Raw genomic sequence first — 25870 nt, 5'->3', positions numbered from 1 at the left:
AAAGGCAGGTATCGGCCAGATGAGGCTCCCCGTTCTCGACGAAGAGGAAATGGACCCGCGCCAGCAGGAGCTGGCCGCCCGTATAGCCGGCCGCCGCGGCGCCGTCCGCGGCCCCTTCCGGGTCTGGCTGCACAGCCCGGAGATGTGCGAACGGGCCGAGTCCCTGGGCGCGTTCGCCCGGTTCGACTGCAGCCTTCCCAAGCACCTGCGCGAGCTCACCCTGCTGATGGCGGCCCGCAACTGGGACGCGCAGTACTCGTGGAACGCCCATGTGCACCAGGCCATCGAGGCCGGCATCCCGGAGGCCGCGGTCAAGGCCATCGCCGAGAAGCGCGAGGCAGTCTTCGACAACGAGGCCGACCAGGCCTTCTACCAGTTCTGCCAGGAGATCCTCGACGAGCACTTCGTCACCGACGAGACCTTCGCCCGCGCCCTGGAGCACTTCGGTTCCAAGGGCCTGGTGGACACCATCGGTGCGCTCGGCAACTTCACCATGCTCGGCATGTGTCTGAACACCTTCCAGGTGGACCTCCAGGCCGACAAGGAGCCCCCGTTCCCGGACATCCGCGGCTACGGGCGTGTCGTCGCCGACGCCGACCGGCCGCAGCCGTGAGTTTCCTGACCGACCCGAGCCCGCAGGGAGGTACCGCCGTGAGCCCGAGGAAGAACGCCGACAGTGACAGTGGTGCCGGTACGGCCCGCACGGCCGTCCTGCGGGTACGAGGCGTCACCAAGAGCTTCGGCGGGGCGGCCGCCCTCAAGGGCGTGGACCTCGACCTGTACCCGGGTGAGGTCCACGCGCTGATGGGCATGAACGGCGCCGGGAAGTCGACGCTGGTGCAGGTCCTGTCCGGGGCGCACCAGCCCGACGGCGGCACCGTGGAGGTCGACGGTCACCCGCACGCCGGACTGACCGTCCGCAAGGCCCGGCGGCTCGGCATCGCCTCGGTGCCGCAGCGCCGCGAGCTGGCGATGGGACTCACCGTCGCCGAGAACGTCATGTTGGGCGACCTGCCCACCCGGCGCCGCGCCGTGCACTGGAAGGCCGTCCGGCAGCAGGCCCGGGAGGCACTGCACTCGCTCGGCATCGACATCGACGTGGAGCGGACCGCGGGCTCGCTCACCGTCGCCGAGCAGACCATGGTCGAGGTGGCCCGCGAAGTCCGCCGCGGTGGCCGGATCCTGATCCTCGACGAGCCGACCGCGTGTCTGAGCGCCAAGGACGCCAACCAGATCCGCTCCCTGGTGCGCAGGCTGCGCGACGACGGCGTCGCCGTCGTCTACATCTCGCACTACATCGACGAGGTCATGGCCGTCGCCGACCGCCTCACCGTCCTGCGGGACGGGGGAGTGGTGCGCACCGCGCCGGCCGAGGAGCTGGACCCTGCCGGGCTGGTCCGCGCCATGGTCGGCCGGGACGTCGTCTCGCGGCGCCCCGACCGTCCGGCACCGAAGGACGAACTCGGCCTGGTAGTACGGGGGTTGAGCCACGGACGGGCCATCCAGGACTTCACCGTCGAGGTGCGCAAGGGCGAGGTCGTCGCCGTACTCGGCCCGGCCGGGGACGCGCAGTCACAGCTGTTCGACCTGCTGTCGGGACGCCGGCGGCCGGACACCGGCGAACTGCGCGTCGACGGCCGCCCCGTGGCCGTCGGCCACATCCCGGCCTCGCTCGGCAGCGGCCTGCGCTGTGTGACGGGCGACCGCCGGACGCTGGGTCTCGTCCCGGGCATGTCCCTCGACGAGAACCTGATGCTCGCCGACGACCGCTTCGCCCGCCGCCGCCTGCACCGCCGTGCCGAACTCGCCCGCCGGGCCGGGCCGGTGCGCCACAACTACGGCGTGGTCTCCCTCACCGGAAACCCGCCGGTGAGCGCGTTGTCCGGCGGTAACCAGCAGAAGGTCCTGTTGGGCAAGTGGCTGGAGACCGAGCCGGTCGCGTGCTTCCTCGAGGACCCCACCAACGGTGTGGACATCGCGGCCATGGCCGACATCCACACCCTCGTCGACGACCTCGCCTCGCGCGGGGTGGCCGTGCTGCTCGCCTCCTCCTCCGCGGAGGAGGTCATGCGGCTGGCCGACCGGGTCGTCGTCGTCAGTGCCGGCCGCACGGTCGCCGAACACGACATCACCACCATCACGCGCGACGAGCTCGTCGCCACCGCTCTCGGAGGTCAACCGCAGTGAGCGTCAAGACACTTCCCGATGCCCCCGGCGTCTCCGACCCGCCCGAGGCACCCCGGTCGCGGCTCTCGCTCGACACCCTGCGCAGCGTGCCCCACGCCGGTCTGATCGCGGTCCTGGTGATCGTGGTCGTCCTCACCGCGGTGCAGACCGATACGTTCGCCACCGACCGCAACATCGTCAACATCCTGAGCCAGGTGAGCGTCAACGCCGTGCTCGCCGCCGGTCTCACGCTGCTGATGACCGCGGGCGGCATGGACTTCTCCATGGGCAGCAACGTCGCGGTCACGGCCGCCGTCGCGGCGAAGCTGCTGGCGAACGGACAGCCCACCTTCTACGCGGTGGTCGTCGCGGTGCTCCTCGGCACGGCCGTAGGCCTGGTCAACGGGCTGGTCGTGACGTTCACCAACGTGGCACCCTTCGTCGCGACCCTGGCGTCGGCCACCCTGCTCGACGGCGTCGCCCTGCTGGTGCACGACGGCAACACCATCTCCATCGGCACCCGGATGTTCGCACTCGGCAACAACAAGATCCTCGGCGTGCCGTATCTGCTGGTCGTGGCCGTCCTGGTGCTGGTGGCCACGGCCCTGGTCATGAGGTTCACCGTGTTCGGCCGGGACGCCTTCGCCATCGGTGGCAACGAGCACGTCGCGCGCCTCAGCGGCATCAATGTCACGGCGCGCAAGCTCGTGCTGTACGGCACGACCGGTGCCCTCTCGGGGCTGGCGGGCCTGATGCTGCTGTCCCGGCTGGGCTCCAGCAGCCCGGGCGGCACCGCCGGTCTCTCGTTGCAGCTCGCCGTCGTCGCCGCCGTCGTCATCGGCGGGACCTCGCTGGCCGGCGGCTCCGGCACCGTGATCGGCACCGCCCTCGGCCTGGTGCTCCTCGGTGTGGTGGCCAACGCCCTCAACCTCCTGGACTTCTCCAGCAACTACCAGCCGGTCTCCGTCGGCGCGGTGCTGCTCATCGCGGCCATCGCCAACGAGATGCACAAGACCCGCTCCACGCGGCACTGATCACCACCCCCCGCGTCTTCGCCCACAACACGCCTCGATCACGGCACGTCTGATCACAGAACGCCCTGATCGCGGTTTGTCGTGCCCACATTCCGTCGTGCTCACTTCCGTCTCGAAAGGCGGTTCACCATGAGACTTTCCGTCCGTTCCCGTCACGCGCTGTTCGCCGCGGTCGCCTGCTCCACCCTGGTGCTCAGCGGCTGCGGCAACGACGACGACAGCGCCGGCTCCGGAGACGTCACCCTCGGGTTCGTCAACGGCGGCGACACCAACTTCCACAGCTGTCTGCAGAAAGCCGTCGAGCAGACGGCGAAGACCGAGAACGCCAAGGTCTACACGTCCAACTCGCACCAGAACGCCGGGACCGAGCTGTCCAACATCGAGGACATGATCTCCCGCAACGTCAGCGCGCTGATCGTGCAGACCGTCAACGTCGACTCGCTCAAGGGCGACATAGCCAAGGCGAAGGCCTCCGGCATCCCGATCTACCTGACGTCCGTGTCCACCAGCGACGCCGACGACATCCTCGGTGCGGCCGTAGTCGACCTCAAGAAGGTCGGCAGCCTGGACGCCGGCTGGATCGCCGAGGACGCCGGCAGCAAGGACGTCCAGGTCGGCATCGTCGCCGGTGCCCCGGGTGCCGCCTCCGACCTGCTGGTGGGCGGGTTCAAGAGCGGGCTGCCGGCGACCGCCGAGGTCGTCGCCAACCAGCCCGGCATGTTCAACCCCGCGAAGGCCCAGGACGTCGCCGAGAATATGATCCAGGCGAACCCCGGCCTCGACTACGCCTTCGTCGCCAACGAGGAGATGGCCTTCTCCGTGCGCAAGGCCTTCGACGCCGCCGGCGCCAAGGACGTCAAGATCGTGACCGTCAACGGCACCGACGAGGGGCTGGCCGCCGTCAAGAGCGGCGAGTTCTCCGCCACCGTCGCGAACTCGGCGCTGACGATCGGGCAGACCGCGGTCAAGAACGCGGTGAGCCTGCTCGACAAGAAGAAGGTTGACAAAATTGCCAACATTCCTCTTGTGTTGGTCACCAAGGACAACCTGAGCGAAGCGCCGCAGTACTGCCCGAAGTAGGCCCCACCAGGGCCTTCTGCCGAGCCCCCACCGGTCACCGGCGCCTGTCTCACCGTGTCTGAGCCGCACATCCGCCGTGTCGCTGAATGTCCTGGTAGAGCCGCTATCGGGACATTCCGGCGAGGTTCGGCGGCCCCCATGCTCCCCCTCCCGGCGCGGGCCGGCGGGGAGCAGCTCTCGGAGGAAACATGGATCGCTTGCTCCTCATGCACAGCTTCGTCACCGTCGCACAGGTCGGCAGCTTCAGCGGAGCCGCCAAGAAGCTGGGCTCGTCGGGCTCGCTGGTGTCACGGCACGTCGCCGAACTGGAGCGCCAGGTGGGTGTCCGCCTGGTCAACCGCACGGCCCGCTCGGTGAGCCTCACCGAGCCGGGACAGCGTTACGCGGAGTTCGCCGCCCGCATCCTGGAGGAGATCGAGGCCGAGGACGCCGGCATCGCCCAACTCCACGACCGGGCCGAGGGGACGCTCAGCATCATCTGTCCCAAATGGATAGGCAGCCTCGACCTCGGCGACGCCATCGCCGCCTTTTCCGCCGCCCATCCGAAAATCCAGGTCAGATTCGAACTGGGCGGTATGTCGGACCGTACCTACGATTTCCTGGACGGCGGATTCGACGTCGCCTTCCACACCCGTGACCTGAGGGACTCCAGCGTCCGCCTCAAGAAGATTTCCTCCCTGCCCTTCGTGCTGTGCGCCTCGGAGGACTACATCAAGCGGCACGGCTCCCTCACGCATCCGAACGACGTCGCCGCACACGACTGTCTCGTCCACGTCAACGACCCCGTGTGGCGCATCGGCCACGGGCACGCGAGCACCCTGCACAAGATCCGCAACATCGCCTTCTCGTCGAACTCCTACATCGCCCTGCAGAAGGCGGCCGTGCACGGCCGGGGCATCGCCCTGCTGCCCCAGCGTCCGGCCTACGACGATCTCGTCTCGGGCGCCCTCCAGGTCCTGCTGCCGGAACTGGCGGTACCCGACCGCCCGCTCTACGCGATCTACGGCCCGGGACAGGACACCCCGCGCAAGATCAGCGTGTTCCTGGACTACCTCGCCGAGTGGTTCGCGCAGAATCCGATCCCCGCCATCCGGGCGTAGGCGCTGGGCGAAGGCGCGGGACCGCGGCGCAAGAAACGATTGCGCACTCCGTAGAGCTCGGGCCATTGAGCCCCTCGCGCCCCGAAACCTACGCTCGCCAAGCGACCCGGAAACGAGGAATCCATGGGAATCCAGAGAATCGAATCGGTTACCTACAGCATCGGCGACCTCGACGAATGCGTCCGGTTCTTCGACGACTTCGGTCTGTTCCTGGTGGAGCGGACCGACGAACACGCGGTGTTCGAGACGCTCACCGGGCAGACCCTCCACTTCGACACCGACCCCAGCCCCCTGCTGCCGCCGCCGGTGGAGAACGGGCCGACCCTCCGTGAGGTGGTCTGGGGCGTCGACACCCGCGCGGAGCTGGAGCGACTGGTGGCCGCGGTGGCGAAGGACCGCCCGGTCCGCGAGAGCGCCGACGGCGTCCACCACACCGTGGACGAGACCGGCTTCGGCGTCGGCCTCACCCTCGCCCGGCCCAGGCCGGCGACGGTCGAGCCCCGGCCCGCCAACGCGCTGGGCAGCGTCAACCGCTGGAATTCGGCGCTGGAGGCGATCACCCGGGTGCGCCCGCTGCGCATGTGCCACGTGGCGCTCAACATCCCCAAGCCGGGCAAGGACGAGGCCGTCGCGTTCTACACCGACCTCCTCGGCTTCCGCCCGACCGACGTGGTCGAACCCATGGGCGTGTTCATGCAGGCCCCCGGCGACGACGACCAGCACACCATGCTGCTGTGCCACCGCCCCGACAAGGCCGGCATCAACCACATCGCCTACGAGGTCCCCGGCTTCGACGACGTGATCGAGGGCGGCAACTACATGATCGACCACGGGTGGCGGGAGGCCCGCCGGCTCGGCCGCCACACCGTCGGCTCCAACGTCTTCCGCTTCATCCACGCCCCCTGCGGCGGCCGGGTGGAGTACGCCGCCGACATGGACCGCGTCGACGACACCTACGAGACCCGGGTGCACGAGACCACCCCGCCCCACCACATCTGGGCGCTGCGCACCAACCGCGACCAGCAGGACGCCACCACCTCCGCGTCCTGACCCTCCCCCGGCCTTCGGCCGGGGGACCCCCGTCTTGCTTCGCTTTCAAGCCTGAGAGGGCACCCACTCATGACCACCGACCACGGCTACCCCGCCGTCCGCATGTACATCGCGGGCGAGTGGTGCCAGGGCGGCACCGGACGTACCGCCCCGATCGTCAACCCGGCCACCGAGGAGGTGATCGGAGAAGTACCGCTGGCCACCCCCGCCGACCTCGACCGCGCGCTCGACGCCGCGACGGCAGGCTTCAGGACCTGGCGCAACACGCCCATAGCCAGGCGTACCGCCCTCCTGCACGCCGCCGCCGACCTGCTCACCGAGCGCGCCGCCGAGGTCGGCCGGATCATGACCCTGGAGCAGGGCAAGCCGCTGGCCGAGGCCACCGGCGAGGCCCGCCGCGTCGCCGACACCCTGCGCTGGCACGCCGACGACGCGCGCCGCGCGTACGGCCGCATCATCCCCTCCGCCCCCGGCACCCTGCTCTCCGTACGGCGCGAGCCCGTCGGCCCCGTCGCCGCCTTCGTACCGTGGAACTTCCCCGCCGGCGGCCCCATGCGGAAGATCTCCTCCGCGCTCTCCGCGGGCTGCTCGATCATCATCAAGGCCTCCGAGGAAACCCCCGCCACCGCGGCCGCCCTGGTGGCCTGCTTCGCCGACGCGGGCCTGCCCGCCGGCGTCCTCAACCTCGTCTTCGGCGAGCCGGCCGAGGTCTCCGCCCACCTGATCGCCGCCCCGGCGGTCCGCCTGGTCGCCTTCACCGGCTCGGTCCCCGTCGGCAAGCTGCTCGCGGCCAAGGCGGGCGAGGTCATGAAGCCGTCCCTGATGGAGCTCGGCGGCCACGCCCCGGTGATCGTCTGCGCGGACGCCGACCCCGTGAAGGCCGCCCGCAAGGCCGCCCAGGCCAAGTTCGCCAACGCCGGCCAGGTGTGCACCTCGCCCAGCCGCTTCCTGGTCCACGAGAGCCTCGTCGAGGACTTCACCGCCGAGTTCGTGAAGGCCGCCGAGGCCGTCGTCGTCGGCGACGGACTGGCCGAGGGCACCACCATGGGGCCCCTGGCCAACGAGCGCCGGCTGAAGGCCATGGAGCGCCTGACCGCCGACGCCGTCGCGCGTGGCGCCAAGGTCCTCACCGGCGGCGAACGGCTCGACCGCCCCGGCTACTTCTTCGCGCCGACCGTCCTGACCGACGTACCGGCGGACGCGGAGCTGCTGCACGAGGAGCCGTTCGGGCCGCTCGCGCCGATCGTCCCGTTCACCGACCTCGACGAGGCCCTCGCGATCGCGAACGAGCTGCCGTACGGACTGGCCGCCTACGGCTTCACCGAGTCCGCCGCCACCGCCGAGCGCCTGGTGGGCGAGCTGGAGGCCGGGATCCTCTCCGTCAACCACTGCGGCGGATCCGTCTCCGAGGCCCCCTCCGGTGGCGTCAAGGAGAGCGGCTACGGCCGTGAGGGCGGCCCCGAGGCCCTGGACGCCTATCTGATCACCAAGCGCGTCTCCCACCTGCTGGTGCCATGAGGTACGCACGTGTCTCGGTCGGCGGCCGGGCGGTGTGGGGCCGCGTGGGGGAGGAGGACGTCGAGCTGCTGTCCGGCTCGCCGATCGAGGCCACGCGGCGGCAGCCGCATGCCGAATGCGGCGCCGACATCATCGGCACCGTCCCGCGTGCCACGGCGGTCTGGCTGCCGCCCGTCGTGCCGCCCGTGTTCTACGCGGTCGGCATGAACTACCCACGGCACGTAGCGCATGCCGGTGTCGAGACCCCCGACCGGCCCGAGGTCGGATACCGCGCCAACAACGCGCTCACCGGCCACCTCTCGCCGATCGTGAAACCGGCGGAGGTGGAGGGCCGTTTCGAGGCCGAGCCGGAACTGGTCGCCGTCATCGGCCGTACGCTGCGCCACGCCACATACGAGGAAGCACGCGAGTCCGTCTTCGGCTGGACCATCGGCAACGACATCAGTGCCCGCACCTGGCAGCACCAGGACCGCACGTTCTGGCGCAGCAAGAACAGCGACACCTTCAAGCCCATGGGCCCCTGGATCGAGACCGACGTCGACGCCCTCGCGCAGACGACGACCCTGCGGGTGAACGGCGAGGTGCGCGCCGCCTTCCCGACCGGCGACATGGTCTTCGACCCCTTCGACTACCTCGTCGAGATCACCAAGCACAACACCGTGCAGGCCGGGGACGTGCTCTGGATGGGCGCCGAGTCCACCTGCCGCCTCGCGCCGGGGGACACCGTGGAGGTCGAGATCAGCGGCATCGGCGTGCTGTCCAACCCCGTACACCTTGAAGGGAACCAAAGATGAGCAAGGAACCCCGTTACATCCACCACGTCAACTTCCCCACCACCGACCCCGACCGGACCGCCGCGTGGTACGCCAAGGTCTTCGGGATGAAGAGGATCACGCCCAAGTCCAACACCCGTGTGGTGCTGATGACCCGGGGCAACTTCGACCTGCACTTCACTCCGGTCGAGGAGATGGAGCGGATGGCTCCCTATCACTTCGCCGTCGAGGTCGACGACTGGGACGACTTCCTCGCCCACCTCAAGGAGCTGGGCATCCGGCACACCCGCCCCATCGAGCGCCCGGAGAACCAGTCGAAGTTCTGCTATATCCACGACCCCGACCACACCATGATCGAACTGGTCTACCACGCCAAGCGCCCCAACTGATCGCCATCTGCTAGGAGTTCCTCCCCATGCCCCTCGCCGACTCCGACGGCACCTCCATCTACTACGAGCGCCACGGCAGCGGTCCGGCGATCCTGTTCGTGCACGGCAGCGGCGGCCACCACGCCGCCTGGTGGCAGCAGGTCGCCGCGCTGCGCGACGAGTTCACGGTCGTCACCGTGGACCTGCGCGGCTTCGGCAAGTCCGACTCGTCGATGCCCGAGTTCGACGGCCAGGACTTCCCCGGTGACGTCGTCGCCGTCCTCGACGCCGAGGACCTGACCGACGTCATGCTGGTCGGCCAGTCCATCGGCTCCGTCGCCGCCCTGCGCGCCGGCCTGCTGCGTCCCGAGCGTGTCGGCTCGGTCGTCCTCGGCCACTCCCTGGGCGGCATCAGCCACCCGGAGCTGAAGGAACTGGCCGCCGCCGACCGCGCCGAGGCCGTCAAGCTGCCGGTCATCGACCGCCTGCTCACCAAGCCGTTCCAGCAGGAGCGCGCCGACCTCACGTTCCTCTTCCAGCAGATGGGCACCTTCAACGTCGCCAAGATGCAGGACCTGCGCAACCTCGACACCGACGGACCGTCCCTGCAGGACATCCAGAACTCCGGTGTGAAGGTCGCGTTCCTGGCCGGCGAGAAGGACGCGGTGCTCAGCGTGAAGACCGTCACCCGCGCCCACGAACTGCTGCCCGGCTCGCACCTGGAGATCGTCCCGGGCGCCCCGCACTCCATGTACTGGGAGACGCCGGAGCCGTACAACGCGGCGGTCGCCCACCTGCGCCGCACCCTGACCGCCCAGAAGGAAACAGCATGAGCAACGTGACCCTCGACGCGGCCGAGGAGATCATCGCCGCCGCCCACAAGCGCGCCCAGGCCCTCGGCAAGGCGGTGAGCGTGGCCGTGGTCGACGCCGGCGGTTTTGTCGTCGCGATCCGCCGGGCCGACGGGGCCCGCCCGCTGACCCCGGACATCGCCCGCGCCAAGGCCTACACCGCGGCCGTGATGCAGCGCCCCGGCAAGATGCTGAAGAAGTGGCAGGAGAGCCAGCCCGTCTTCTTCTCCCAGCTGTCCCAGCTGCCCGGCGCGGCCCTGCCGATCATGGCCGCCGAGGGCAGTGTCACCATCAAGAAGGACGGCGAGATCATCGGCGGCCTGGGCATCGCCGGCGGCACCGCGGACGAGGACCAGCAGCTCGCCGACGACGTCCTCGAATCCCTCGGCTACGAGCTGGAGTTCGCCGCCTGGGGCGTCGCGGGCAAGCCGGCCGAGCCCGGAAAGGACTGACCCCATGGCGGATACGTTCAACTACCGCATCGACCACCACGGCAGCCTGGTCCGTCCCGCCGAGCTCAGCGCCGCCCGCGCGTCCGGTGACGCCGACGCCCTCCTGGCCGCCGAACTTCAGGCGGTCCAGGAGGCGGTGGTCCTCCAGCGCAAGCTGCGCTCCACCGTCGTCACCGACGGAGACTTCCCCCGGGAGGACTTCCGCAGCGCCGTCCTCGACGGGGTCTCCGGCTTCCGACGTACGGGGGAGGAGGGCCCCGACGGCCTGGTGCGCTGGGTCGCGGAGTCACTGCCGAAGGCCAACGGCCCGCTGCTCGCGGACTGGGCCACCCGGCTCGCCGAGCTGACGGTGATCGCGCCGAAGGCGTCGCTGCCGTCCCCGGCGTACCTGGCCGCCACCACGTTCCAGCCGGGTCTCGGTGTGGCTTCCGCTCGTGAGCTCGGCGAGGCTCTCGCGGAGATCATCCAGGCTGAGATCGAGCTGCTGGTCTCCAAGGGCGTACGCCTGATCCAGCTCAACAACCCGCTCCTGCTGGGGCAGTTGGCCGCCGACCCGGCCGACCCGGGCGCGCTGTCCTTCGAGGACACGTTGGCCGTCGAGGCGCTGGCGGTACGGCTGGACGAGCGCCCGGAGGGCGTGCGGATCGCTGTCGCGCCCGGCTGGGCGGCGCCCGCCGCGGTGGACCGGGCCCGGGCCGAGCGGCTGTACGGCGAGGTCCCGGCGGACCGCTGGGTGCTGCCGTTCGACCAGGGCACCGAGGCCGAGCTCGACCTGGTCAAGGCGCTGCCGGAGGACCGGGACGTGTGCCTGGGCGTGGTGGACGCCACCGCGCCCGACCTCGAGGACATCGACACCGTGCTGGCCCGTCTCGACGCCGCCGGGGAGTCCAAGGACCTCGAGGACGCGGCCATCTCCCCGTCCCGCGGCTTCGCGGACGTGGCGAGCCGGCCGCTCCTCAGCACCGAGGAGCAGCGCCGGAAGATCGTCCTGGTGGAGACCCTCGCGCGGTACATCTGGGGCAACGAGTTCTGATCCAGGGCTCCGGGGCCGACGGGGGCCCGAGGGGGGCCGGGAAGCGGGCAGCCGCTTCCTGGCGGGCCCCCGTTCTCAGAGCACTTCGGCGAACGTGACCGTACGGTCCGTCAGCAGCGGCCACACCGTCTGCACGATCAGCTCCTTGAAGTGCTCGGCCGCCTTGTGCGCCTCGAAGCCGGCGACATCGACGTACCGCTCGTACAGCAGGAAGCCGCCGGGCTGGTCCGCCACCGCGTGCACCTCGTACAGCAGGTTCGCCGGTTCGGCGCGGGTCGCCTCCTGTGCCGTGAGCAGCGCGGCACGCACCGTGGCGTCGTCGTCGGGCTCGCAGCGGTAGTGGGCGACGACTGCGTAGGCCATATCTGTTTCTCCTCAGCGGTTCTCGGCTCTCCGGCGGCATCGCACTGGCCGTCCGGCCCGCCGATTCCAGCACGGATCGAGCCGCCGCCGACCCGCGCGCGGCGCAACCAATGCCTTCCGCCGCGGTGCTGGTGGACCCGCCCCGACATGGTGTGTTGTCGAATCCGGCCCGCATGGCCACCCAGCCCCGACCCGACCGCACCGCCCGCACTGCGGCCGACGAAGGAAGTGATCTTGTTGCGTACTGTGGAAGCGCTCTCCGGCGGAGAGTGGGTGACGACCGGCGAGTGGATCGACGTCCACGATCCCGCGGACGTCCGCACGCCCCTCGCCCGTATCCCGGCCCTCGCCGCCAAGGACGTCACCCGGGCCTACGACCAGGCCGAGCGCGGCTTCGCCGTCTGGAAGCGCACCAGCCCCTTCGAACGGGCCCGGATCTTCACCGACGCCGCCCGGCTGATCCGCGAGCGGATCGAGGAGATCGCCGCCGACGTCACCGCCGAGAACGGCAAGACCCTGGCCGAGGCCCGCGGTGAGACCGGGAAGGCCGCCGACTTCCTCGACTACTACGCGGGCCTGGCCCGCCAGGGCTACGGCACCCTGCTGCACGACGCCCGCCCCGACACCCGCACCCACACCCAGCGCGAGCCCATCGGCGTGATTCTGGTGATCAGCCCGTGGAACGACCCGCTGGTCACCCCGGCCCGCAAGCTCGCCCCGCTGCTCGCGGCCGGCAACGCGGCGGTGTTCAAGCCGGCCACCGAGACACCGTTGTCGGGCCTGCACTTCGCCCGCGCCCTGCACGACGCGGGACTGCCGGCGGGAGTGCTCAACGTCGTGACAGGCCGCACGGCCGAGATCGAGGAGGCACTCCTCGACGACCCGCGCATCGTCGGCATCACCTTCACCGGCTCCAACGCCGTCGGCAATCGCATCCGCCGCCGCCTCGCCGACCGCAACATCCGCTTCCAGGGCGAGCTCGGCGGCAAGAACGCCTCCGTCGTCCTGAGGGACGCCGACCTGCCGGCCGCCGCGAAGGCCGTGGTCGCCGCCTCCTTCGGCCAGGCCGGCCAGCGGTGCACCGCCACCAGCCGGGTGATCGTCGAGCAGCCGGTGTACGAGGAGTTCGCCCGGCTGCTGGTCACCGAGGTCGAGGCGCTGACGATCGGCCCGGGCAGCGACCCGGCCACCACCCTGTGCCCGCTGTCCAGCCCCAAGCAGCGCGACAGCGTCCTCGCCGACCTGAACAAGGCGATCGAGCAGGGTGCCGTCGCCTTCACCGGCGGCAGGGCGGACACCGAGGGCGACCGCGCGTACGGCTGCTACGTACAGCCGACCGTGCTCGCCGATGTCACCCCCGAGATGGCGATCTGGCGTGAGGAGGTCTTCGGGCCGGTCCTCGCCGTCCGCGCCGTCGACGGCTTCGAGCAGGCCGTCGAGGCGGTCAACGACTCCGACTTCGGTCTCGCCGCCGCCGTCTTCACCCGCGACCTCACGGCCGCCCACCGCTTCGCCGACGAGGCCGAGTGCGGTCAGGTCGCGGTCAACACGACGACCACCGGCTGGGACGTGCACCTGCCCTTCGGCGGGTTCCGCGACTCCGGTACGGCCTACAAGGAGCAGGGCGAGGAAGTCCTGCGCTTCTCCACCCGGGTCAAGACGGTCGCCATCCACTTCGGCGCCTGAGCGCGCCACCCGAGCAGTTGTGAGAGAGGAGGACGCCGATGACAGACGAGACGATCGGCGTCGTCGGCGCCGGCATCGTCGGCCTGGCCACGGCCCGTGAGATCGCCCTGCGCCGCCCCGGCACCCGCGTCGTGGTGTTCGAGAAGGAGCGGGAGGTCTCGCTCCACCAGACCGGGCGCAACTCGGGCGTGGTGCATGCCGGCATCTACTACACGCCGGGCAGCCTCAAGGCAGACCTGACCGTGCGCGGTGTGTCCCTGCTGCGCGAGTACTGCCAGGACCGCGCCCTGCCGTACCAGGAGGTCGGCAAGCTGGTGGTGGCGGTCCGCGAGGACGAACTCGGCCGCATGGAGAACCTCTACGAGCGGGCGAAGAACAATCACGTGCCCGACCTGAGGAAGATCTCCAAGGAGGAGATCAAGGAGCTGGAACCCCATGCCGGGGGCGTCGCGGCCCTGCACTCCCCGCGTACCGCGATCACCGACTACCCGGGGATCGCCCGGGCGTTCGCCCAGGACGTCGCCGACTCCGGCGGCGAGGTGAAACTCGGCTTCCCGGTCACCGGCATCACCAACGTGCCGGGCGGCATCGAGGTGGCCTCCGGGCAACTGGGGGTCCCCCCGGCCGACGGCTGGGGGAGGGTCCGCGTCGACCGGTTGATCCTCTGCGCGGGCCTCCAGTCCGACACGGTCGCCAAGCTGGCCCAGGACAAGCAGGAACCGAAGATCATCCCGTTCCGGGGCGAGTACATGCTGCTCAGGGCGGACCGGACGCATCTGGTGCGGGGGCTCATCTACCCGGTGCCCGACCCGCGCTACCCCTTCCTCGGCGTGCACTTCACGCCCCGCGTCGACGGCACGGTGGAGGTCGGGCCCAACGCCGTACTGGCCCTGGCCAGGGAGGGCTACCGGCGCAGCCGGATCTCACCCCGGGACCTGCTCGGCCTCGCCGCCTACCCCGGCGCCTGGAAGATGGCGGCCCAGCACTGGCGCACCGGCATCAAGGAGTACCGCGGCTCGTTCTCCGCGGCGGTCTTCATGAAGGACGCCAAGCTGTACGTCCCCGGCGTCGGCGTCCAGGACGTGGTGCGCGGCGGCGCGGGCGTACGCGCCCAGGCCCTGGACCGGGACGGCACCCTCGTGGACGACTTCCGCATCCATCAGGTCGGCCGCATCACCGCCGTGCGCAACGCGCCCTCGCCGGCCGCCACGGCCTCCATGGCGATCGCCGAGCACATCGTCGGCGCCGTCTTCGGCGACGCCTGACGCGACCAGGCACACCTCCGCATTCAAAGAACGCCCTGCGTACAGCGCGATTTCCCGCAACAACAGCTTGCGCTCCCAGGGGCTCCGCAAGGCCTCACGGCCCGCCTAGCGTTCCCTCAGCAACGCCCCACCACCTGCTCTGCCAAGAGAAAGAAGTAACCGACATGTTCGTTGTCGACACCCAGATCCACATCTGGAAGGAAGAGACCCCGGACCGCCCCTGGGTCCCCGGCGCCCGTGAGCGGATCCGCCTGAACGGCCACCGCGAGGACCCCTTCTCCTACGAGGAGGCCCTCGAGTTGATGGACGAGGCCGGCGTCAACCGCGCGCTGATCCTGCCGCCGTCCTGGGAGGGCGACCGCATCGACTACGCCCTCGAGGCCTGCGAGGCGCACCCGGACCGGTTCGGCATCATGGCCCGCATTCCGCAGAACAAGCCCGAAGAGGGCAAGGCCATGCTGACGGACTTCGCGCAGAACCCGCACGTGAAGGGCACGCGCCTCACCTTCCACCGGCCGCAGGACCGCAACTGGATGATCGACGGCACCAACGACTGGTACTGGCCGGTCGCCGCGGAGCTCGGCATCCCCACCATGGTCCACGCCCCGATCTGGAAGCGTGAGCTCGGCGAGATCGCCGCCAAGCACCCCGAGTTGAAGATCATCATCGACCACATGGGCATCATGGCCCGCTGCGTCGACGACGCGATCGGCTACTGGGTCTCGGAGACCGCCGACCTGGCCGAGCACCCCAACATCTACGTCAAGGTCTCGGCGCTGCCCGGCTACTCCACGCAGCCCTTCCCGAACAACAACATCCAGAAGTACGTGCGCGAGATGGTCGACAAGATGGGGCCGCAGCGCTGCTTCTACGGCACCGACATCACCCGCCTGCTCGGCCACGGCATCACCTACACCGACACGATCGAGCAGTTCACCAAGCACTGGGACTTCACGCCCGAGGAGCTTGAATGGATGATGGGCCGCGGCATCTCCGAGGTCCTGAACTGGCCGATCGAGGGCTGAGGACACACCAGAGATGACGGACAGCAAGAACACGCCAGGCGCCGACGGCGGTGACGCCGTCGTCTCCGCCTTCAACGCCGTCGGCGCCGACTACGTCTTCTGCTCATCGGGGTCCGAATGGGCCCCGGTGTGGGAGTCCCTGGCCCGGCGTCACCGCGACGGTGAGCCGGCGCCGGAGTACCTCGACCTGACCCACGAGACCGTCGCCGTCGGCATGGCCACCGGCTACGGACTCGTCAAGCGCCGCCCGCAGGGCGTGCTGCTGCACGCGGCCCCCGGCCTGCTCCAGGGCTCGATGGCCGTGCACGGCGCGCTGCTGGCCGGCGTACCGATGGTGGTCACCTCCTCGGAGTCGACCACGTACGGCGACGCTCCCGGCCACGACCCGGGCGGCCAGTGGTACCGCAACCTGTCGATCGTGGGCGGCCCGCACGGCATCGCCCAGCCGTTCACCAAGTGGTCCAACGAGGCCGCCAGCGTCCACACGCTGCCGACCATGATCACGCGGGCGGCGGAGCTGGCCTGGCGCGCACCGGCGGGCCCGGCCTACCTCAACATCCCGCTGGAGATCCTCCTGGAGGACTGGGACGGCCGCGAGGCCAAGCCCGTCGTCGAGCCGGGCTCCACGCACAGCTCACCCGAAGAGGTCGATCCGGTCGCCCGGATGATCCGCGAGGCGAGCAACCCGGTGATCGTCACGGAGACGGCCGGCCGTGAGGCGGGCGGCTTCGAGGCCTTGGTGGCCTTCGCCGAGGCGTGGAACATCCCGGTCGTCGAACCGGACTCGGCGGTGTGCGGCAACTTCCCGCGCACCCACCCGCTGCACGCGGGCAGCGACATCGGGCCCTGGATGGACACGGCGGACCTGATCCTCCTGGTCAACTGCCGCGCCCCGTTCTACCCGCCGTCGCGGCGCCCCTCCAAGGCGCAGATCGTCGTCATCGACGAGGTCCCGCAGCGCCCGCACGTCGTCTACCAGGTGCTGTTCGCCGACCGATACCTGGAAGGCAACGTCGCCAACACCCTGCGCCAGCTGGCCAAGCGGGCGAAGGATCTCGACCTGGCCGCCGTCACCGCGCGCCGCGCGGAGCAGGAGCGCCGGCACGCGGACGAGCAGGCCGCCATCGCCGCCGCCGAGGCCAAGGCCGAGGAGGCCAAGGGTATCGACCCGGTGCGCGTCGCCGCCGAGCTGCGCAGACTGCTCGACGGGCAGGACTCGGTCGTCGTCGACGAGACGATCACGCACAGCCGGGTCGTCAAGCGTCATCTGCAGACCGAGGACCCCGACTCGTACTTCTACGTGCAGGGCGGACTCGGCCAGGGCATCGCGGTCGCGCTCGGCGTCAAACTCGCCGTCAAGGAGCGCCCGGTGGTGCTCACCATCGGCGACGGCGCATTCACCTACAACCCGGTGATCCAGTCGTACGACGCCGCCAACGCGTACGACCTGCCGCTGCTGATCGTGGTCTTCAACAACCGCGTCTACAAGTCGATGAACCTCAACCACCGCCGCTTCTACCCCGAGGGCGCGGCCGCCGAGACCGGCGAGTGGCTGGGCACCGATCTGCACCGGCTGCCCCGGCTGGCGCAGTTCGCCGAGCCGTTCGGGATGCACACCGAGACCGTCGACGCGCCCGAGGCGCTGGCGCCCGCCCTGGAGCGCGCGCTCAAGGCAGTGGCGGAAGGAACCACCGCCGTCGTCGACGTCCTCGTCACCCGCTGAACCAGGAGGCACCCGCCACCATGTCCGACACCCCCACCCCCAAGCCGGGGAAGGTGCTCGTCCCCGCCGACGAGCTGCGCACCTTCTCCGCGGCCCTCCTCGAGAAGGGCGGCCTCAGCCCCGAACACGCCCGCACCACCGCCGACGTGTTCGTCTGGGCGGCGCTGCGCGGCGTCGACTCCCACGGCATCGCCCGCGTCCCGGCCTACCTCGGCCTGCTCGCCAAGGGCGTGGCCAACGCCGACGCGCAGATCAAGGTGGAGGCGTCCACCCCGGCCGCCGCCGTCCTGGACGCCGACCGCGCCCCCGGCCCCGTGGCCCTCACCGCGGCCGCCGAGGACGCCGTGAGCAGGGCCAGGACCAACGGCGTGGCCGCCGTCGGAGTGCGGGGCACCGTCCACACCGGGGCGATCGGCTACTACGCGTCGAAGATCGCCGAGCAGGGCCTGGTCGGTATCGGCTTCGTCGCCGGCATGCCCAACATGGGCTACACCGGCGTCAAGGGCGCCGCCGTGGCCACCAGCCCGCTCGCCGTCGCCGTACCCGCGGAGGACCACGCGCCGCTGCTCCTCGACATGGCCACCGCCACCATCGCGCTCGGCAAGATCCGCCAGGCCAAGGCGAGCGGCACCCCGCTGCCCGAGGGCGCGGCGGCCACCGCGGACGGTACCCCCACCACCGACCCGGAGCAGGCGGTCATGCCGCTGCCGCTGGGCGGCGCGAAGGGGTCGGGCATGTCCCTCGCGTTCGAGCTGCTCACCAGCGTGCTGGTCGGCGCGCCGATCTTCGCCGCCTTCCACTCGGACGACCCGGCCGGCCGCAAGCACCGCCAGAACGCGCTGCTCATCGCGCTCGACCCGGCGGCCTTCGGCGGCGCGGACGCCTTCACCGCGGCCGTGGACAGCACCCTGGGCACCCTCAAGGGCCTGCCGGTGGCCGACGACGCGGACGGCGTGTACTACCCCGGCGAGCGCAGCGCCGAAGTGGCCGTCGGCCGCACCGAGAAGGGCATTCCGGTGGCGCCGAAGGTCTGGCGCGACCTGACCGAGCGCGCCGAGCAGCTGGGCGTCGCGCTGCCGGACGCCGCTGGATAGGGGACAGCGGCCTTCGGTGAGGCGGATGGCCGGCACGTCCTGTGCGGAGGACACGCCGGCCATCCGTGTGTTCAGAGGGGCCCGAGGCCTCAGCGCCGGCGAAGGCGCCGTTCGCCACGGGTGCCGCCGTCGGGCGCGCTCTCCCTCGGCTTCCTCACCCGCTGGCAAGACCGGCAGTGCCAACTCGCCCTCTGCTCGCTCGGACCCGCCCGCGCGGCCGGCGCCCCGGCAGGAGCACCCGTGCGCGTACGGTAGTGTTGACCTGCGCGATCACGGTTCACCGTGTGAGACGCGGCGGGACGTGGCGCAGCTTGGTAGCGCACTTGACTGGGGGTCAAGGGGTCGCAGGTTCAAATCCTGTCGTCCCGACAGAGATGTCGGAAGTTTCCGCAGGTCAGGGGCACTCTTCGGAGTGCCCCTGACGCGTGTTCGGGAGCAAACTGGGAGCCCTCTTCGCTCCCCATTGCTCCCATCGCTCCCAGTTCTTCGAAGGGGGCCGTGTGACCCGCCCGCGAAGCCGTGGGGTGAGTCGAAGAGCGTGGTGAAGGCGTCGCGCCAGTGCCACTGCTCGGGTAGACGCAGGGTCAGGCATCGACCCGCTTGCCCTCCGGCACCACCAGCAGCCCGGCCGGCGTCGGCGCGAGCGCGGGATCGGCCCGGTGCGCCGCGCGGGCCACCGCCTCGTACGCGCGGCGCTCGTCCACCGCCCAGGCCTCCTATACCCCTGCGGGCCGGCACCGACACCCCGGGCAGCAGCACCCTCTCGTCGAGGGTGAGCCGCGGCAGAAGGTCGTCGATGCGCTTCGGGAAAGGCGGCTGCGGATCGCGGAAAGGTGGTGGTGTGTGCGGAGTGTGTGGCAGATACATGGGATCTTCTTGAGGTGCAGGTCGAGGGCTTTCGAAGCGCTTCGCGGTGCATCAGGCGCCAGGTCCATGTCAAGTGATCAACGCCGTTACGTCAAGTAGGGGCATATGCAGGGCTTCAGGCCTTGAAGGAATCTTGGAAGCGACCCTTGTGTGCCCATGGGTGTTCACTTAACCTCACTGCCCATCGAAGCGCTTCGACTGCCAATCGCATCGCAATGATTGGATGTGTCCGTTTCAGCTCAGCCAGTTCCAGTCACGACACCGCAGCCGACGGCCCCACGCCGGGTGTCCAGGTGCGCAATGAAGGGTTGACGCAATGACGCCGAATGCCGCCTCCTCCGGACCGAGCCGGAGAAGCTTCCTTGCCTCCACGGCGGTCGCCACCGCCGCGGTAGCTGGGGGAATGCCACTGCTCACCGCCTGCGGCGGTTCGGACAGCGGGTCGCGAGAGGGTGCCACGTCGGGCAAGGCCGCCGACAAGCTGATCCCGACCTACGTCGCCAGCACGGTCGCCAAGCCGGACCTTCCGTCGAAGAACGGTTCGTCGGCCGGCTACACCGGCAAGGTCGACCTCGCCGCCCTCGCCGTCTCGGTCCCGAAGAAGCTCGGCACCGGCGCTCCCCTCAAGATCATGTCCCCGCTCTGGGGCACCCCGCCGAAGCCCGGGTGCGCCTACTACAAGGCACTCGACGCGGCTGCCGGCACCAAGATCACCTGGCAGAACCAGGACGGCAACACCTATGGCCAGAAGCTCGGCGCCATCCTGGCCTCCAGCTCCATACCCGACATGGTGGTCGTGCCCGACTGGGAACTGAACAACAGCAAGATGGCGAACGCGGTCACCGCGAAGTTCCTGGATCTAGGCCCCTACCTGGCGGGCGACAAGGCCAAGAAGTACCCGAACCTCGCCGCGATCCCCTCCGACTCCTGGCGCATGAGCATCTTCGGCGGCGCGCTGCGCGGCATTCCGATGCCCACCGCCCCCGCGAGCTCCATCGTGCCCTACTACCGCAAGGACATCTTCGACAAGAAGGGCTACACCGTACCCAAGTCGGCCGACGAGTTCCTCAGTTGGGCCAAGGAGGCGACCAGCGCCAAGGCCAAGGTGTACGCCTGCGGTGACATGTCCTGGATCGCGGGAAGCGTCTTCGGCAACCTCGCCGGCTGGAACATCGATGACGACGGCAAGCTGAGGTACCAGATCGAGCGGCCCGAGTACCTCGAGGCCCTGGAGTGGGTCCGCAAGCTGTTCGACGCCGGCGTGGTTCACCCCGACGACAAGGCGCAGTCCGGCGACCCAGGCCAGCGGTTCACCGCCGGACAGACCCTGTTCTGGGTCAGCGACAGCTCCGGCTGGTACCAGAAGACCGCCGAACAGGCCAAGGCCAACCCGGACTTCGAGATGGACGCCATGGACATCTTCGGCGCCGACGGCGGCAACCCGACGCTGACCGCGTCCTCGCCCGCCAACATCTGGTCGATGATCCGCAAGGGCGCATCGAAGGAGACCGTGGAGAACGCGCTGGCCGCGGCCGACTTCGCGGCAGCGCCGTACGGCACCAAGGAGCGGATGCTTGTCGACTACGGAGTCGAGGGCACCCACTACTCGGTCAAGGACGGCGTTCCGGTCAAGAACGACCTGGGCAACTCCGAGGTGATCAACGCCTGGGTGATGCTGGCGGCCCCGGCTCCCTACTTCGCCCACCCCGACTTCCCCGAGGTCGCCCGCAAGCAGGTCGAGTGGCAGCAGCGGATGGGCGCCTTCATGAAGAAGACCTCCCTCTACGGCATGAAGGTCATCGAGCCGGCCCGCTACGCCAACCTCGCCAGCCAGCACGAGCAACTGCAGATCGACTACGTGCGGGGCCACAAGAAGTTGTCCGACGTGCAGGCCGCCATCTCCACCTGGAAGTCCTCCGGCGGCGACAAGCTGCGCGACTGGTACAAGGAACTCATCGACAAGAACGGCAGCGGCAACTGATGTCCCTCACGGCCGGGAGCAGGCCCGACGGGACTCGTCCCCCCGCGGCCGTCGAGGAACCGACGGCCGCGGTCGCCACAGCCGTGGCGAAGGCGCGGGCGCCGCGCAAGGCGAGCAAGGCGGGCCGGGTTCCCTGGCGGATCCGGCTGCGCCGGGACCGCGCGCTCATCCCGGAGGTAGGTCTGACTCCCTCTTCATCCCTCCGTTCGTGGCCTCGCCTACGCCCGCCTTGCCCGCCCTGCTGATCGAGATGCAATGACCTGGGAACCAGACCGGGCGACGGCGGTTCTGAAGCCGACTCGCACGGTCCGTAAGGAAGTCAGGACTTCTTCCGGTGACACGCAGCCGATCGGTCTCGTCGCCGGAGAGGACCACGTCCTCAGCAGAGGGGCGTGGTAGCAACCCCACAATTCCCCCCACCCGTGGAAGGGACACCATGGTCAAAAACAGCCTACGCAAGGTCACCATGGCGGTGCTCGCGCCGGCGATGGCTCTCGGTGCCACCGTCGGCCTCGCCTCCGCCCCCGCTTCGGCAGCAGTCTGGAACTCGTGCGACCGGTGGGGAAGCACCACCCTGGACGGCTACAAGCTCTACAACAACATCTGGGGCTCCGGCGCCGGCAGCCAGTGCATCTGGGCCAACTCCGGGACCGGCTGGGGCGTCTGGGCCGACCACCCCAACACCGGCGGCATCAAGTCCTACCCCAACTCAACGAAGGCGATCAACAAGACGATCGACTCCCTCAGCTGGCTCACCAGCAACTACGACGTCAGCGTCCCGTCGTCCGGCGCGTACAACACGTCGTACGACATCTGGGACAACGACCACCAGTACGAGATCATGCTGTGGGTCAACTACAACGGATCCGTCGGCCCGATCGGCAGCTATCAGGCCAACGTCACGCTCGGCGGCCACAACTGGAACGTCTACAAGGGCACCAACGGGTCGAACCAGGTGTTCTCGTTCCTGCGGACGTCCGACTCCAACTCCGGCACCGTGGACGTCAAGCCGATCCTCAACTGGATCGCCTACACCAAGGGCTGGATGCCCGGCAACGAGATCATCGGCGACGTCCAGTTCGGCTATGAGATCACCTCGTCGTCCGGAGGGCTCAACTTCAACACCAACAACCTGACCGTCAGCGGCGGCTGACCCGACACCAGGGCCGAGGTAGGTCCGCGTCCTTCCTCAGGCGCGGCCGACCTCGGCCCTCGGCGCGTTGTGGTCCGCGAAGGTGGCTTCCAGGCTTGTGGGGAGCCGTCGGCGGCCTTGGGCGGACCGTGGGCGGGCCGTGGGATCAGTGTCGGGCGAACTGGACCTGCGTGGGTTGTACGACGTTCGGCCGCACCGCGATTCCGGTGATGGTCAGCCGTTCGCCGTAGATGTCGGTGAGTCTGATCGCGCTGCCGCACCCGCCGCCGTCGGCGGAGATGAAGTAGTTGTAGGAGGTGCGGGGCAGTCGTCGCCAGCCGCCTGTGGTGCGGACTTCCAGCATGGCGACCGGGTTGCGGTGGCCGATCGCCTGGATGCCACACCAGTAGCGGCTGGAGCCGGTCTTGTACCGGATGGAGATCGTGTCGGAGGTGCTGGGGCTCACCAGGCTCCAGGTGATGGGGATCCGGCCGACCTTGAGGTCGGCGAGTTCGGCGAATGCCTGTTGGCTGAGGTCGAGTTGCCCGGGTGCGCAGGGCAGGGGGCATTCGTTGGTGATCCGAACCGTGATGGATTTGCCGCTGGCCGCGCGGACGAGCACGTATGCGCCGCACGCCTTGGACGTCTCGTAGTCGCTGGTGTTCATGGCCGCGATCATGAGGTCGGGGCTCGGGCCGAACAGGCAGGCGCCGTCTCCGTCCGCGGCCTCGTAGGCGGTGGCGACGCCCTGGTAGGTGGTGTGGGGCTGAAGCCGTCCTGCCTGCGAGGCCGGGGCGGACTTTTGCTTGGGCCGCGGGGTGTCAGTGGGTGACGGCCGTGCTGACGTGGTGGTCGCGGCACCCGTCGGGGTGGGGGAGCCAGTCGGGCTCGCCGTCGCGGTCGGTGTGTTCGTCTCGCCGGCGGCGGTGGCTTTCCCTCGGGTGGTGGCGAGGGATGTGGCCGCGGCGGGCCTTGCGTCGACGTCGCGGTCGGGGAGCAACGCCATGACCAGGTAGGCGAGAACGCCCGCGGCGATCAGAGCCGATGTGCCGCCCAGTATGAGCCTGCGTCTTTGTCTGCGCTGCCGCGCGGCCTGCCTCGGTGTGTTCATGTCCTGTCCGTTCGCAAGGTCGAGCCGATGGTGCACTACTGAGTGACCGCCGGAAGCGCAAAGGTTGCCGACGACTTGTCGCAGAAAGTGGCCGAGTCTCGCGGCAGGACGGTTATGGGCGGCTTGGCACGGTCGCGGGCGCGCAGAGACGCCGGTGCCCTGGTTGCCCGGGAGGCGGGCAACCAGGGCGAGGGCCGGCAGGTCAGGATTCCGTGACAGCCGTACCGGTGACTGAGTCTCCGGACTTCGTGACCGTGTACTTCACTTTGGCGCCGCTGTGGAAGTGGAAGATCAGCGTCGCCGGTTCCCCGTCACGCAGTGCCTTCAGGAATTCGGGGGTCAGGATGATCGTGCCGTTCGGGTAGTCCGGCGAGAAGGCCGTGTTGAACTCCTGATACGGAGTCCAGTTGGTCGGGCCGGCATTGCTGCCGTCGGCGTACGTGGCCTCCATGGTCGCCAGGTCGTCTCCCTGGTACTTCGTGGGAACGGTGAACGAACCGGCCGTGCCCGTGGCGTCCGACAGCACCGGAGTGTCGTAGGTGACCACGTCGATCTGCCAGGGCAGGCCGCGGGAGAACCGGGCCTGGAGTGTCGCGTTGACCCCGTAGTCCCGCTCGCCGGTCAGCCGGGTCAGCGCCTGCGCCGTGAGGGTGAGGCGATCATCGAGGACGGTGTAGTCCTGGCCCTCGACGAGCTTGGTGTCGCCGTGCCACAGACCCTGGAACTTGGTGCCGTTCCGGTTCAGCGTGAGCGACTGGGCTGTGATCGGGCTCGACTTCGCCACGAAGACCTTGTCGAAGGAGGCGGTTCCCGAGCGGGTGGTCCAGCTCGACTTGATCCAGGCGAACAGGGCGGGGTCGGTCCACTTCAGAGTCTCGCGGTTCAGGTAGGCCCATGTTCCGGGGTCCCACAGGGCGGTGGTGACCCCGGCGACGCGCGCCTGGTAGCCGAGGTGCTCGAAGTACTTCAGCGCCTCACCGCGCTCCACGCGGTCGGGATGGTTGTGGTCCGGCCAGCCGAGCAGACCGTACTCGCCGAGGTAGACCGGGATGTTCTTGGCGACGAAGGTGTCGTGCATACGGGTGAAGGCCTCGTTCAGGTCCTTCTGGGCGTTGTCGTCGTACAGGGTGCCGCCCGCGATGTTCACGCTGAACGGGTACCAGCTGTAGTAGTGCACGGTGGCGACCAGGTTGCTGTCGTGCAGCGCGGCGATCGTGGCGGACAGGTCGTCCATGAGGGGCTGGGAGGGGGTGCAGCCCTGCGTGGGCAGCACGAGCAGGCGGCTTGTGTTCCCGCTGCCCGAGGAGCGGACGATCTTGTGGAAGGAGGTGTTCAGCTCGTTCATGAGCTGGGTCGTCTGCGCGTCCGTGGCGTTGTCGAACTGAGGCTCGTTGACACTCTCGAAGAGCAGGGCGCGCGGCTCGTCGCGGAACGTCGAGGAGATCTGGGTCCAGCTGGCGTTGAAGCGGGCGAGTACGTTGTCGTGGTCGGTGGGCATCTTCGAGATCCACTGCCACGAGTCGTGGTGGACGTTGAGCACGACGTACAGGCCGTCGGCCAGCGCCCAGTCGACGATCTGCTTGACGCGGCTCATGAACGTGGCGTCGATGGTGTAGGGGGCGGTGGCGGACTGGTGGTCCGTCCAGGTCACCGGGATGCGGACGCTGCGGTAGCCCTGCGCGCGGATGGTGTCGAACAGGTCCTTGGTGACCTTCGGGTTGCCCCAGGACGTCTCGTCCGGAATGGCGTCCAGGGTGTTGCCCAGGTTCCAGCTGGGCTGCATCGCCGCGACGGCGTCCATGGCGCGGGCCGGAACACTGACCGTGGCGCGTGCCTGCTGTGCCGTGCCGCCCGGCGCGGCGAGCGCGGTGCTGCCGGACAGTCCCAGGATGACGAGCAGCGCCATCAGCAGGCCGGCCAGGCGTCCGGGGCCGCGGCTGCGGTGGTGTGCGGGTTGCCGTATGTCCTTCATGTGCCATGCCTTTCAGTCGGTTGTACGGCTGATCCGATCCGTGGTCGGGCAGCGACCGGGCGCCGCCGTCGGGCGCGCCTGCCGCTGCAGGTCAATGGGGTGATGTGTGTCGTGGCGTTCTCGGGATTCAGGGCCGGACCACCGAGCCGGTCGGGCAGGACGGGCCAGCCGGCCCTCGTCGCCACATGGCGGAGCGTCCTCGTTCCTGTCAGCAGAAGGAGGCAGC

Annotated in this window: 22 protein-coding genes and 1 tRNA gene; 20 read left to right on the top strand and 3 right to left on the bottom strand. The window is 69.6% G+C overall.

The genetic code is table 11. From position 1 onward, the window contains the following. Positions 1-49: 49 nt before the first annotated feature. The 12 genes from ACFY16_RS16260 to ACFY16_RS16205 all read left to right on the top strand — a co-directional run bounded on the left by ACFY16_RS16260 (position 50) and on the right by ACFY16_RS16205 (position 11425). A complete protein-coding gene (locus ACFY16_RS16260; RefSeq protein ID WP_390648181.1) occupies positions 50-613 on the top strand; it encodes a carboxymuconolactone decarboxylase family protein in 564 nt (187 codons plus the stop codon). A 38-nt stretch (positions 614-651) separates the two neighbouring features. Then, positions 652-2187, top strand: coding sequence for a sugar ABC transporter ATP-binding protein (locus tag ACFY16_RS16255; RefSeq protein ID WP_390647773.1), 1536 nt, complete (start codon positions 652-654; stop codon positions 2185-2187). Next, positions 2184-3200 carry an ABC transporter permease gene (locus tag ACFY16_RS16250; protein WP_390647772.1) on the top strand — a complete coding sequence of 339 codons (1017 nt, stop codon included), beginning with the start codon at positions 2184-2186 and terminating at the stop codon, positions 3198-3200. Before ACFY16_RS16255 ends, ACFY16_RS16250 begins: the two co-directional genes overlap by 4 nt. Positions 3201-3329: 129 nt before the next feature. Beyond that, positions 3330-4280 carry a sugar ABC transporter substrate-binding protein gene (locus ACFY16_RS16245; RefSeq protein WP_390647771.1) on the top strand — a complete coding sequence of 317 codons (951 nt, stop codon included), beginning with the start codon at positions 3330-3332 and terminating at the stop codon, positions 4278-4280. A gap of 188 nt (positions 4281-4468) precedes the next feature. After that, complete coding sequence (locus ACFY16_RS16240) at positions 4469-5380, top strand: LysR family transcriptional regulator (RefSeq protein ID WP_390647770.1); 912 nt, start codon at positions 4469-4471, stop codon at positions 5378-5380. Positions 5381-5503: 123 nt separating this feature from the next. After that, positions 5504-6430, top strand: coding sequence for a VOC family protein (locus ACFY16_RS16235; RefSeq protein WP_390647769.1), 927 nt, complete (start codon positions 5504-5506; stop codon positions 6428-6430). Positions 6431-6499: 69 nt separating this feature from the next. Next, entirely contained in the window at positions 6500-7948 is a 1449-nt protein-coding gene (locus tag ACFY16_RS16230) for an NAD-dependent succinate-semialdehyde dehydrogenase (RefSeq protein WP_390647768.1), read from the top strand. Further along, a complete protein-coding gene (locus ACFY16_RS16225; RefSeq protein WP_390647767.1) occupies positions 7945-8742 on the top strand; it encodes a fumarylacetoacetate hydrolase family protein in 798 nt (265 codons plus the stop codon). The genes ACFY16_RS16230 and ACFY16_RS16225 overlap by 4 nt, the downstream gene beginning before the upstream one ends. Continuing rightward, on the top strand, positions 8739-9110 hold the full coding sequence (locus tag ACFY16_RS16220; protein ID WP_390647766.1) for a VOC family protein: 372 nt from the start codon (positions 8739-8741) through the stop codon (positions 9108-9110). The genes ACFY16_RS16225 and ACFY16_RS16220 overlap by 4 nt, the downstream gene beginning before the upstream one ends. Before the next feature lie 26 nt (positions 9111-9136). Continuing rightward, positions 9137-9922 carry an alpha/beta fold hydrolase gene (locus tag ACFY16_RS16215; RefSeq protein WP_390647765.1) on the top strand — a complete coding sequence of 262 codons (786 nt, stop codon included), beginning with the start codon at positions 9137-9139 and terminating at the stop codon, positions 9920-9922. Continuing rightward, on the top strand, positions 9919-10392 hold the full coding sequence (locus tag ACFY16_RS16210) for a heme-binding protein (protein ID WP_351137164.1): 474 nt from the start codon (positions 9919-9921) through the stop codon (positions 10390-10392). Before ACFY16_RS16215 ends, ACFY16_RS16210 begins: the two co-directional genes overlap by 4 nt. A gap of 4 nt (positions 10393-10396) precedes the next feature. Further along, positions 10397-11425 carry a methionine synthase II (cobalamin-independent)-like protein gene (locus ACFY16_RS16205; protein WP_390647764.1) on the top strand — a complete coding sequence of 343 codons (1029 nt, stop codon included), beginning with the start codon at positions 10397-10399 and terminating at the stop codon, positions 11423-11425. Between the two features lie 75 nt (positions 11426-11500). Here ACFY16_RS16205 and ACFY16_RS16200 read toward each other — a convergent pair whose 3' ends face one another. Further along, a complete protein-coding gene (locus ACFY16_RS16200; RefSeq protein WP_390647763.1) occupies positions 11501-11788 on the bottom strand; it encodes a putative quinol monooxygenase in 288 nt (95 codons plus the stop codon). Positions 11789-12016: 228 nt separating this feature from the next. Here ACFY16_RS16200 and ACFY16_RS16195 point away from each other — a divergent pair, with 228 nt between their 5' ends. The 8 genes from ACFY16_RS16195 to ACFY16_RS16160 all read left to right on the top strand — a co-directional run bounded on the left by ACFY16_RS16195 (position 12017) and on the right by ACFY16_RS16160 (position 22582). Continuing rightward, entirely contained in the window at positions 12017-13474 is a 1458-nt protein-coding gene (locus tag ACFY16_RS16195) for an aldehyde dehydrogenase family protein (RefSeq protein ID WP_390647762.1), read from the top strand. Positions 13475-13512: 38 nt separating this feature from the next. Further along, a complete protein-coding gene (gene lhgO / locus ACFY16_RS16190) occupies positions 13513-14739 on the top strand; it encodes an L-2-hydroxyglutarate oxidase (RefSeq protein ID WP_390647761.1) in 1227 nt (408 codons plus the stop codon). A gap of 164 nt (positions 14740-14903) precedes the next feature. Then, positions 14904-15764 (top strand): amidohydrolase family protein, encoded by an 861-nt coding sequence (locus tag ACFY16_RS16185; RefSeq protein ID WP_390647760.1) that lies wholly within the window; start codon positions 14904-14906, stop codon positions 15762-15764. 13 nt (positions 15765-15777) lie between these two features. Continuing rightward, positions 15778-17487: a thiamine pyrophosphate-dependent enzyme gene (locus ACFY16_RS16180; RefSeq protein ID WP_390647759.1), complete on the top strand. Its 1710-nt coding sequence runs from the start codon at positions 15778-15780 to the stop codon at positions 17485-17487. A gap of 20 nt (positions 17488-17507) precedes the next feature. Beyond that, positions 17508-18581 carry an Ldh family oxidoreductase gene (locus ACFY16_RS16175; protein WP_390647758.1) on the top strand — a complete coding sequence of 358 codons (1074 nt, stop codon included), beginning with the start codon at positions 17508-17510 and terminating at the stop codon, positions 18579-18581. Positions 18582-18876: 295 nt separating this feature from the next. After that, a tRNA-Pro gene (locus tag ACFY16_RS16170) sits at positions 18877-18950 on the top strand. Between the two features lie 814 nt (positions 18951-19764). Beyond that, a complete protein-coding gene (locus ACFY16_RS16165; protein ID WP_390647757.1) occupies positions 19765-21429 on the top strand; it encodes an extracellular solute-binding protein in 1665 nt (554 codons plus the stop codon). Positions 21430-21865: 436 nt separating this feature from the next. After that, positions 21866-22582, top strand: coding sequence for a hypothetical protein (locus ACFY16_RS16160; RefSeq protein ID WP_390647756.1), 717 nt, complete (start codon positions 21866-21868; stop codon positions 22580-22582). 145 nt (positions 22583-22727) lie between these two features. Here ACFY16_RS16160 and ACFY16_RS16155 read toward each other — a convergent pair whose 3' ends face one another. Together ACFY16_RS16155 and ACFY16_RS16150 are read right to left on the bottom strand one after the other, a co-directional pair. Next, positions 22728-23672 (bottom strand): expansin EXLX1 family cellulose-binding protein, encoded by a 945-nt coding sequence (locus ACFY16_RS16155; RefSeq protein WP_390647755.1) that lies wholly within the window; start codon positions 23670-23672, stop codon positions 22728-22730. A 202-nt stretch (positions 23673-23874) separates the two neighbouring features. Further along, positions 23875-25644 (bottom strand): cellulase family glycosylhydrolase, encoded by a 1770-nt coding sequence (locus ACFY16_RS16150; protein ID WP_390647754.1) that lies wholly within the window; start codon positions 25642-25644, stop codon positions 23875-23877. Positions 25645-25870: the final 226 nt, after the last annotated feature.

The organism is Streptomyces sp. NPDC001315 (assembly GCF_042896175.1).
In the GTDB taxonomy this organism is placed as follows: Bacteria; Actinomycetota; Actinomycetes; order Streptomycetales; family Streptomycetaceae; genus Streptomyces.
Note: the sequence above shows the minus strand (reverse complement) of the source record. Positions and strands in the feature narration are given on the sequence as shown.